Origin of the sequence: Desulfoluna spongiiphila, from assembly GCF_900101345.1 — a bacterium.
GTDB classification, from domain to species: domain Bacteria; phylum Desulfobacterota; class Desulfobacteria; order Desulfobacterales; family Desulfolunaceae; genus Desulfoluna; species Desulfoluna spongiiphila.
On record NZ_FMUX01000047.1, the window covers coordinates 1 to 2592 of the forward strand.

Sequence of the window (2592 nt, forward strand, 5' to 3'; positions counted from 1 at the left end):
AGGCGCAACACTCGATACGGGTGGCGGGTTAGACCTTTCCCGGCAGGGACTTACACCCTGCAAGATGCGCCAAGCTTTGCTTGGCGCTCTAACGCTTAAATAACCGGCGCCACAAAGCTGCGTAGCGAGGAACGAGCGGAGCAGCTTTGTGGCGTCCGAGTTAATCTTATTGTCGTGCAACTTGTTGATATATGAAGGCTTAGTAGTCTTTAATTGAACTTAATATTTGTGGGATGTCATCATATGATTCATACCATATTACAGACACTCCAAGTTCCCTCATTATTTCTTCATTAAGGTTGTGGTGCCTTTCAAGAAACTTTTCTGCTCCAACAATATTGTTGACAGCTGGCGATTCATCTTGTTCGAAACAAAATTCCTGTTTAGATAGCCGTTTCATGAAAGCAAAATGCTTTGTTTTTTCTGTATGCCTTCCCGATATATCCAAGAGTCGTCTTAAGTTTGGATCAGTCATAGATAAACCAATCATAAGACAATGGTTTTCTCTTAGATTATTAAGTTGGACAAGATTTGACCAGTGATATGCATTAGAATATATATGGTGATACCCTTCTTCAGAAAAAACCAAGGTGCTTTTATCTAACGAAGCATATTTTTTTGGGTTTTCTGGTAAAAATCCATGCACATGATATACCGGGAGTTCATCAGGACCGTACGATTCACTATCTGTGTATATGCTTTGATACTGAATTGATTGCTTTTCCAACTGCCTTTCAACTAAATCATCGAAATTATATGTAACAACAGCTTTAATCTTAGCACCGGTTCTTTTAGGTGCGCACAAGTTAACAATTGACTTTATCAAGAGGGAATTAAACGAAAATGCAGTATTTCGAAGTTTGTAAAGATTTTCTGAAATAACTTTTGTGAATTCATTTACTTCACCTCTCTCTTTAGATAACCCTTTTCTTAAGTATCTGGCTGCCATTAAGGCTGAAGATGCATCTATTTTATTTAGTCTATTAACAATATCTTCAATATCTTTTTCGGAAATGGATACTTCATTATTGAACTCATCTGTCAAATAACTAACAAATAGAGAATTTAATAATGTGGTCCAATCAGGCAAGCCTGCAGAACTTGATACCCCTGCACCAAGAAACAACGAAAATTGACCACCTCGATAATGATCCTTTATAAGTTCTATTCTACTCTCTCGTTCTTTTTTCCAATCTATCTTTTGCTTTGCAACAGCCGTTTTAATTCTCAATGAAAACAGGTTATTGACGATCTCATTTGTTTTACTTCTATGCTTTGAAACGATTTTATTTATTTCTTCTGGTCCGAAAAGAATTATTGGGACTGAGCAGTCAGTCATTGATAATTCTTTTTCAAAACGTTCTTTCCACTTAGTAGAAACTGGTTTTGCGTGAACAATAAGAAGTCTATCGAAATCTTTTTCGAAATTCTGAGTTGATCTACCATGAAGAAATTTAGCCAGAAGATGCCTTGCCGGCATTTTGTCGATACTGAATTTTATCTCAATTAATGTATTGCCTTCAAAGTCATCAAAACCATCTGGTGCAATAGCATCCCCAATTCCGTCTCTAAAATTTTCAACTATATTTAATTCTTTTTCTTGTGATTCTAAATGAAACTTTAAAAGGTTTAGAATAAAGGTTTCAAAAGAATAATAGCTTCTTGGGCCACCTTCATCCATTTGAGCTATAATATTATCAATTAACATCGACTAATCACCTTTGGTAATTGTAAGTTTGTTTTCTCATTATATCTATTGTGTTGCACAACGCATGCTTCACCCGACGGGTGCAGAAGCACGAAAGAGTTTGATATATAAAAAATAACGCGAAGCGAAATAGACCGAAAAAGCAGCACTTGCACCCGGTCGGCGTGCAAGCAATTGTTAAGCTTTTTCGGCTATAGATAGATGGTAATTCAAATGATTTGAAAATATTTTCCAAGTAAAATTTACAGAAACCCACATGATAGCAAAAGCTCCGACTATTATGGGGATCCTTTGGTCTTCTAACGGCCCAACAAAAAGGTTTGTTTGGAAAATTGCAATATAACCCAATTTAATAGCTGAAACCATGCCACTACTGGTTAAAATGAGACTAATAGCCTCCATTAAGTCTGGTTTACTCTTTTCACCTACCAAAATACAGGCAAAGTAGCCAACTAAAAGGATTGCACACACTACTACAGCTATTGTGGTGATATCATTCATTGGAAGCCCCTTTTTTGTTAGACTTTGTTCCAAGGAATGCTCCAATGAGTCCCCCAACAAGAGCACCGCCAATACCTGGGGCAATGATATTACCTAACAGAGCGCCTCCGATAGCTAATGGAAGTGACGCATCCGTGCTTTGTTTATGCTCTTCACAGTAGTCACTTCCAGAGACAGCAATATTATTACAACGCTCTCCACTTTTGTCGATTTGTTTGCATTGTTTCATATATTAATTCCGTAAGTTACAAGGGCTTAACATTGTGAATACCCCGCCAAAGTTTCTATGTAGGGGTTGCTGAACAATTTTGCGCGATTAATTTCAGGACATGGGGTTAGTCAGCTGCAGATGCAAAACGTGACACTCTAAACGGCCACCACCG

At 37.6% G+C, this 2592-nt stretch carries 3 protein-coding genes; all 3 read right to left on the minus strand.

Going from position 1 to position 2592, the window contains the following annotated elements:
* Positions 1-199 precede the first annotated feature (199 nt).
* A complete protein-coding gene (locus BLQ12_RS26725; RefSeq protein WP_092216036.1) occupies positions 200-1708 on the minus strand; it encodes an SIR2 family protein in 1509 nt (502 codons plus the stop codon).
* Between the two features lie 177 nt (positions 1709-1885).
* Positions 1886-2209: a hypothetical protein gene (locus BLQ12_RS26730; RefSeq protein WP_092216038.1), complete on the minus strand. Its 324-nt coding sequence runs from the start codon at positions 2207-2209 to the stop codon at positions 1886-1888.
* Positions 2202-2438: a GlsB/YeaQ/YmgE family stress response membrane protein gene (locus tag BLQ12_RS27215; protein ID WP_139164144.1), complete on the minus strand. Its 237-nt coding sequence runs from the start codon at positions 2436-2438 to the stop codon at positions 2202-2204. The genes BLQ12_RS26730 and BLQ12_RS27215 overlap by 8 nt, the downstream gene beginning before the upstream one ends.
* Between the last annotated feature and the right edge of the window lie 154 nt (positions 2439-2592).

Bases quoted from the DNA above. Each gene is read 5' to 3' on its own strand.
- BLQ12_RS26725 (WP_092216036.1), bottom strand. From the start codon at position 1,708: ATGTTAATTGATAATATTATAGCTCAAATGGATGAAGGTGGCCCAAGA.
- BLQ12_RS26730 (WP_092216038.1), bottom strand. From the start codon at position 2,209: ATGAATGATATCACCACAATAGCTGTAGTAGTGTGTGCAATCCTTTTA.
- BLQ12_RS27215 (WP_139164144.1), bottom strand. From the start codon at position 2,438: ATGAAACAATGCAAACAAATCGACAAAAGTGGAGAGCGTTGTAATAAT.